The sequence below is a fragment of the Vibrio sp. 811 genome, from assembly GCF_033339195.1.
This window is the reverse complement of sequence record NZ_JAWOUB010000572.1, coordinates 1-616: the sequence shown is the minus strand read 5'-3', so window position 1 is coordinate 616 and position 616 is coordinate 1. Positions and strand designations below refer to the sequence as shown.

Sequence of the window (616 nt, the reverse complement as noted above, 5' to 3'; positions counted from 1 at the left end):
ATGAAACTTCATCATCTAATTTATGCTTTTTGTGCATAAATTATAGGGTGCCTAATAAAAGAAAAGGCGACATAAGATGCCGCCTTAAGTGTAATACCAAATTTTGCTGGTATTGGTTGATTACCTAACTGGTGATGTTAAGGGCTAAGGGCGCTCAAAGACAGTAGCGATACCCTGACCAAGCCCGATACACATGGTTGCAAGGCCGTATTTGGCGTCCTTGGCTTCCATTAGGTTGATAAGCGTTGTCGAGATACGTGCGCCAGAACAACCCAATGGGTGACCTAGAGCAATCGCGCCGCCATTCAGGTTCACTTTTTCGTCCATCACCTCAAGCAGACCTAGGTCTTTCGCACATGGCAGAGATTGCGCTGCAAACGCTTCGTTTAGCTCGACAACGTCCATATCTTCAATTGCAAGGCCTGCACGTTTGAGCGCTTTTTGCGTTGCAGGTACAGGGCCGTAACCCATGATGGATGGATCGCAACCTGCGATCGCCATGCCTTTGATTCGTGCGCGAATCTTCAAACCAAGTTCATTGGCTTTCTCTTCGCTCATGATCAGCATTGCGGATGCACCATCGGATAGGGCTGAAGATGTACCGGCTGTTACGGTA

At 47.9% G+C, this 616-nt stretch carries 1 pseudogene; it reads right to left on the bottom strand.

The window, feature by feature from the left end:
• Nucleotides 1–144 precede the first annotated feature (144 nt).
• Nucleotides 145–616 (bottom strand): annotated as a pseudogene (fadA, locus tag R7Q46_RS28160) (acetyl-CoA C-acyltransferase); the annotation flags it as partial.